Consider the following 6,370-nt stretch of genomic DNA (forward strand, 5'->3'; position numbering starts at 1 on the left):
AAGCAACCGGGAGGCGGAGGAGCATGACGCTCTGCTTCGAGGATCTTTTGTACGAGATCCTGGCGATGGATCTTGCTCCACTCGGGAGGGATTGAACGCGTCGAATATCATTCGCCGCGATGCCAACTGGCCTACTTTAGCAGCAGTCCGTGTCCAGGGCGCCCGCTATTTTTGACGATCAAGTTCGCGAATGTGGCCCGCCCAGTCTTCTTCAGGGGATGCTCAGTTGGCCCCGCAGTTCGAGGCGACGTGGCGCTGGGTGAGATGGCTCTCAGGTTCTTCCGACAGGCCAACGTGATCCGCTTTGGACGAACGCGCAGGAAGATCTGGGACCTTGCGTAAGGGCCGACCGGATCCGTCCGGATCAGTCGTCTGGCTGCGGTATCGGCCGGGCCTGGAGGATGGCCGCGCGCACGAATGGGCGCTTAAGTCCCGTGCCGACGTTAGGACGGCCGACGAACTCCTGCGCGCCCGGATGACTGCGCACGGCTTTGACGAGGTTCAGCCGATACCCCGCCCGGAACAGGAACACGCTCGCCTCCGATCCGGACAAAAAGCCTTCGACAGCTATGTCCACCTCTTCTTCCGAGATGAGCCTACGGTCGCACAACGTCCCAATCGTCTGAAAATCAGTCATCTCATATAACTATCAGGCCGATACAGATTTTCCATGAAATAAAAAATGTTTTGACTCTGCTGGCTTCAACCTCGTTGTCACTACGAGTGCCGCCAAGCCATTCAGGGCAGCGCCGCGTTTTCTTCCGTCCAGCTTTCCGAGAATGCTTCGCTACACTCGTATAGACGGTGGCAAGGACCCGCTTGGGTACCTTGCCCTGAGATCGACGTTCTCCTACACCGGGAAAGCCTTCAGCAGCCTGCTTATCAAGTTGCTCAGAAGACCTGTGGCTTTCAAAAGTGGTTTCCTCGTTGCGAGCGTCAATTCACGCCGTGATGCTCAGCCCATGAAATGCCACACCGCCTGAGATCTGGTTCGTTCTGAGGACGCTACTCCATCGGGTCGAAGCCCGGTTTCGTCTGCCCGTGCCTTCTCGGACCGCTCGAGCGCGAGATCTCGCTCCTTTGCGGCAGCGGTAGGCTGGCCGTTCGCGAGAAGCCGGGCCGAATGACGGTAATGGGCGGCAGCGCGCTCATGCTGGTGTGCCGCATCCTTGCAGGTGAGCGCCATCTTGCTCATCGCCATCGTTGATCTTCTCCCTATCCAGGTCGCAATCCACCCCCTGCGGATGTTCAGCCGCGGACTTGGCTCCGCGCCATGTCGCGGTCCCAGGTCGTCCTGGCCGCCTCGCGGGCGGCACGGGCAGCGTTCGCGGTAGCCGTGGAGGCCTTGACGATGGACGCCCGCGCGGCCGTCACCGCCTGACGCATCGCGACCATGTTCGAGCGAACCGAAGCCCCGGCGGCCGCCTCGGACGTCTGGACCGCGAGGCGCGTCGCTTCTACGGATTCCCGCGCGGATTCCGAGGCCCGACGCATTGAGGCGTTCGCCGCCATGCCTGCCGCCCTGTTGGCCTCTGCGATCTTTGTTTCGGCGCGCGTCGCCGCCTCCGCCGCCTCGGTCACGAGCTTGCCGATCATATCGGTGGATTGCTTCGGGGCGCCCTCCACCGCGGCCTTCGATGCTTGCATCGCGAGACGGGCCGCCTCCCGTGCCGCGTCGGCCGCTCGACTCGCCTCACGCCCCGCCTCGCGCATCGTCGATGCGGCATTCGCAGGGTCGCCACCCGGCACCTGCGCACGGGCCCCGGTCATCGTCGACAGGAGGAAAAAGGTTGCTGTCAGTGCCGTCGTCGTTCTCACGGGAAGTTCCGATCGTGTTTGCAGGGGGCGAGAAGGCGGCTGTCCACCGCCGGCGCGCGTTCCTCGGCGCGAATGGACGGATGCCGGGACCCGTCAGACGATGGAGAGATCGTTCTCGACGATGGCGACCCCCGGGCAGCCCCAGGCTGTGACGGCCGCGAGCCGGCGTTCGTTCTCGGTGTGGACACTGCCGGTCAGCCGGACATGGTCACCCACCACAGCGACTCCGACGCTCTTGGGGTCGAAGAACCAGGAGCGCCCGAGCGCGCTGTGGATGCCTTCGGCGATGCGTTCGGCGTTCGCACGCGGCTTGATCGTGATCTGATTCGTAAGACCGACGACGCCGAGCATCGACTGGACGTCGAGAGCCGCAGTCTCTCTCTGGAAGTTCCAGTCCACGGCCCCGTTCAATGTGACCCACCCGTCGCGAACCTGCGCCGTGACCGTGTCCGGAAGGATCGCGGCATCCCAGTCCAGACGGTTGACGATGGCTGCGGCGATATCCTCGTCGGTGCGGCGATGTTCGAAGGGGAGGTCCACCTCGATCTCGCTGGCAATGGCCTTGACCCCCTTCACACGATGGGTCGCCGCCTCGGCGGCGTGCTTCTGTGCGAAGCTGGTGGTGCGCCCTGTCAACGTCACGATGCCGTCCTTCGCGCTAGCCACCAGGGCCGCCGCGGTGATGCTCGGATCCCAGGCCAGCTCGGCCAGGACGTCGTGCTTCAGTCTCTCGTCGGGGGTCATGATGGAATGCCTTCACGATACGATTCCAGCTGCCGTATGGCGGCCTATTTAATCGAAAGTATCGTAGCGCATCGGCAACATTAGCGATAAGACCAAATTTGATCTTCTGCTATGCATAAAGCTGCGCATAAATGTTATGAGATCCAACGTATATTTTGATTTGGGTCAGCGAAACATAGCCAAAATCCATAGACAGGCGTCGCTCCTTGTGCGCCTGGAAGCACTTGGAATGTTTGGCTTCACGCCGGGCCTGGACCGCAAGACTGTCCAAGGCCGACTCGGCTCTCCCCCGTTCGAACCGCCAACGCCCCGTCACACCGAAGTCAGCGCTTCCGCGACGCCGGCCTCCCTGATGGTCAGGAGCGTGGTGCGATGGACCACGACATGCAGTCAGAGCGTCATCGTACGGCGACGGCGCCGCCCCCCTCCTCACTCGCCCTTACGGGCTCGAGCTTATGACCGAGGGAACGGATGCTCTCGGTGATATGGTTCAGCACAACCCGGATCCGCGGCGTGTACCGGTTGTCCTTATGGACGAGTAAGAGGATGTCGGCGCTTGGAGGCTCAGTGGGAACCGTGACTTGGATCAGCCGCGCCTCCTCGTCGCCGCGGAACCGTGCGAGGCAAGCCAGCCCGCCGCCGCTGGCGGCCGCGAACACGGCGGCCTCGTGACTGCTAGTCTGAAGCACGACAAGGGAACGGGCTGCCAGCTCGGTGAGCCAAGCCGACTGCGTCATCTCCTGGTTGTCGTCCATCTGCGTGATCAAGTAATGGCCCGGGCATCCGTCATCGACATTCAGCCCGCCGTGTTTCGCGAGGTAGTCCGGCGTCGCGTAGAGACCGAAGGCGATGCCGCCGATCCGCCGCACGACGAGATCGTGCTGTTCCGGCTGGCGCATGCGGATGGAGATGTCCGCCTCGCGCATCGCCAAGCTCAGTTCCCGAGGATTGGGGATGAGCTCGATCATGATGTCGGGATGCATCGCGTGGAGGCCGGCGAAGCTCGGTGCCAGCAGATGCGCTGCCATCGTTTCGGAGCAGGTCACCCGCACCAGCCCGCGCAGCCGGGTATCGCGCCCCGCGACATCCCTCTCAAGGGCGAGGGTCTCCGCCTCCAGCCGTTCCGCCCTCTCGCGGACCTCCGCGCCGGCCAGCGTCGGCACATAGCCGTCGGGGGTTCGATTGAGCAGTCGGACCGCCAGGGTCGCCTCCAGCGTGTTGAGGCGCCGTCCGACGGTCGATTGCGAGACATGAAGCACCTTGGCCGCCGCCGACAGGCTGCCGTGCCGTGCCAAGGTCAAGAAAAATCGCAGGTCATCCCAATCTAGCATTCCCTCCCCCCCGCATTTTTGATCGTCTCCTCGTCTCAATTAAATGCCGGAAGTCACGCTTATAAGTTTAGAATACAGGCAAGAGACCAATTTCGGATAATTTTTGCGGTTTAGACGTCTCTGTCGCAAAGTTTCATAAGGAAACTGTCTACGATATGGCTAAGCTGCCCCCGCCCTCCGGCAAGCCGGCCTCGTCCCTTGTCGGCAAAGCTGAGCTTGACGCCTCGATCACGAATGGAGACGTGGATCCGCCCCCCCCTCAGGACCCTTCGGTGCCGGACCGTCGCACGGGGAAGACTGCAGCAACTCAACTACATCCGAAACCTGCCTCCTCAGCAGGTGGAAGAAGCCGAGCTGGAGACGCATCTCAGCGAGAGCGTCGCTCCGAATGCATCCGAGGCCCTTCTCGCGGCCCTGGGTTCGTGCCTGTCCATCGGCCTCCACGCCAACGCCCTGGCGCAGAGCATCCCGATCCGGTCCCTGGAGATCAAAGTGGAAGGGGACCTCAACATGACGCCGGTCTGGGGCAGCGACGACGTCCAACCGAAGATCATCGGATTCGCATCGATCCGGATCGCCGTAACAGTCGATGCCGACGCGTCACGAAAGGCGTTGGCGGCGCTGCTCGAGCATACGGTGCTCTGGTTGCCCGTGGCGAGCACGCTGCACAACCCTGTCCATCTCGATGTGTCCCTCGCACCGCCCGCCGCGGCCTTGGCTTAGTTCATAGAGGTCAAGGACGCGGCCTCGCGCGGTGACCATCGGAGCCGGCATCACGAACGCTTGGCACCGGGGCCGGTATGGCTGCAAGGCCATCACCGTCAGGACCGATGGGAGCGTCGCGCACCGGACCGGCACGCTGGACAGCGGGTACGACCAGCACAGGGCGCGGACCCGCGTCGAGGAAACCGTGGATGTTGACATCTCAGCAGCATCGGATCGTCAGTTGCTCCCGCATGGCGAGAGCCGCTGATCAGGGACGGACAATGACGATCGCCGGGATTTCGCTGAGGGATGACCGAGTTTTGACGCTCGGGGGTGCGCCCTGAGACGACCGAAGCGAAACAGCAGCAACGGCAGAACCGGCGTATGACGGCCTTGCCAGGCAGACGCGGCGAAGCGGCTCCTGCTTCCCCATCCGCGATCGGCATGGTCCGACGTCTAGGGCCCGGCTTGATCACCGGGGCCGCTGACGACGACCCGAGCGGTATCGCCACCTATTCCCAGGTCGGAGCACAGTTCGGGTACGGACTCGCCTGGACCATGCTGTTCAGCTTGCCGTTCATGATCGTCATCCAGGAGATCAGCGGGCGCGTCGGTTGCGTGACCGGTCGCGGCATCGCGGCGAACCTCCGTCGGCACTATCCGGTTTGGTTCTTACGCATCATCGTGACGCTGCTGCTGGTCGCCAACGTCGTCAACCTCGGGGCCGACCTCGGCGCGATGGGCGCCGCACTCACCCTCCTGCTGGGGGGCAATTCCAAGCTCTATACCGTCGGCTTCGGTGTCCTCTGCGTTATCGCCGAGATCTTCATCCCTTATGGCCCCTACGCAGGCCTCCTCAAATGGCTGACCCTGTCGCTGTTCGCGTATGTCGCCGTGGTGTTCGCCGTACACGTCCCGTGGGACGATGCTCTTTTCGCGACCCTTGTCCCGCACATTCGCTTCGACACCGCCAATGCGACAGCTTTGGTGGCGGTTCTTGGCACCACGATCAGCCCTTATCTCTTCTTCTGGCAGTCAGCCCTGGAAGCCGAGGATCAGAACAGGCGTTCCGGCCGCCCCCTCTGCCGGACACCCGAGGACGCTGGACCACAGTTCGACCGGATCAGAACCGATACGGTGGTGGGTATGGGCGTCTCGAACGTCATCGCGATCTTCATCATCTACGCCACCGCCGCCACGCTGCATGCCAACGGGGTCACCGAAATTCAAACCTCGGCCCAGGCGGCCGAAGCCCTCAGGCCAATCGCCGGTGTCTTCACCTTCGCGCTGTTCGCCCTCGGCATCGTAGGAACAGGCCTGCTCGCGGTGCCGGTGTTGGCCGGGTCGGCGGCCTACGCACTCTCGGATGCGTTCCAATGGACCGGTGGCCTCGATCGCCAACTGCGGCATGCCAAGGCCTTCTACGCGACGCTGTCGGTGGCGACCCTGGCCGGGGTCGCTCTCAATTTCACCGCCCTCGATCCGGTCAAGGCGCTGTACTGGGCTGCCGTCGTCAACGGCATTCTTGCGGCGCCTGTCATGGTGGCTCTGATGCTGGTCGCCAGCAACGGGCGTGTCATGGGACGCCTCAAACTATCGGCGCCGATGCGCGTCAGCGGCTGGATGGCCACCGCGATCATGACCGTCGCGAGCGTCGCCTATTTCCTTCTCTAACCGCCGCGCAGGCAGGGTTGCGGTTTACCCGAAGGTTGGACCGCTCGCTTCGGAAAACAGGCTCCGGTCTATTAGAAGTGCGCATCCGGCGAAGGCCG

Annotated in this window: 7 protein-coding genes; 3 read left to right on the plus strand and 4 right to left on the minus strand. The window is 63.2% G+C overall.

Annotated elements, in window-relative coordinates:
• Nucleotides 1-364: 364 nt before the first annotated feature.
• From MFF22_RS23030 to MFF22_RS23045, 4 genes are all read right to left on the minus strand, one after another.
• Entirely contained in the window at nt 365-637 is a 273-nt protein-coding gene (locus tag MFF22_RS23030) for a hypothetical protein (RefSeq protein ID WP_238253004.1), read from the minus strand.
• 611 nt (nt 638-1,248) lie between these two features.
• Entirely contained in the window at nt 1,249-1,818 is a 570-nt protein-coding gene (locus MFF22_RS23035; protein WP_238253005.1) for a hypothetical protein, read from the minus strand.
• 93 nt (nt 1,819-1,911) lie between these two features.
• The gene (locus tag MFF22_RS23040; protein ID WP_238253006.1) at nt 1,912-2,562 is read right to left on the minus strand and encodes a BON domain-containing protein; all 651 of its coding nucleotides are present in this window, start codon (nt 2,560-2,562) and stop codon (nt 1,912-1,914) included.
• Between the two features lie 398 nt (nt 2,563-2,960).
• Nucleotides 2,961-3,893: a LysR family transcriptional regulator gene (locus MFF22_RS23045; protein ID WP_283206205.1), complete on the minus strand. Its 933-nt coding sequence runs from the start codon at nt 3,891-3,893 to the stop codon at nt 2,961-2,963.
• Nucleotides 3,894-4,127: 234 nt separating this feature from the next.
• On the opposite strand from MFF22_RS23045, the gene MFF22_RS23050 reads away from it, so the two are divergent.
• The 3 genes from MFF22_RS23050 (at nt 4,128) to MFF22_RS23060 (ending at nt 6,272) form a co-directional block, all read left to right on the plus strand.
• Nucleotides 4,128-4,616, plus strand: coding sequence for an OsmC family protein (locus MFF22_RS23050; protein WP_238253009.1), 489 nt, complete (start codon nt 4,128-4,130; stop codon nt 4,614-4,616).
• A 31-nt stretch (nt 4,617-4,647) separates the two neighbouring features.
• On the plus strand, nt 4,648-4,866 hold the full coding sequence (locus tag MFF22_RS23055; RefSeq protein WP_238253010.1) for a PDZ domain-containing protein: 219 nt from the start codon (nt 4,648-4,650) through the stop codon (nt 4,864-4,866).
• 200 nt (nt 4,867-5,066) lie between these two features.
• Entirely contained in the window at nt 5,067-6,272 is a 1,206-nt protein-coding gene (locus MFF22_RS23060; RefSeq protein WP_238253011.1) for an NRAMP family divalent metal transporter, read from the plus strand.
• The last annotated feature ends 98 nt before the right edge of the window (nt 6,273-6,370 follow it).

The sequence above is a fragment of the Methylobacterium persicinum genome (assembly GCF_022179525.1).
GTDB lineage: Bacteria > Pseudomonadota > Alphaproteobacteria > Rhizobiales > Beijerinckiaceae > Methylobacterium > Methylobacterium persicinum.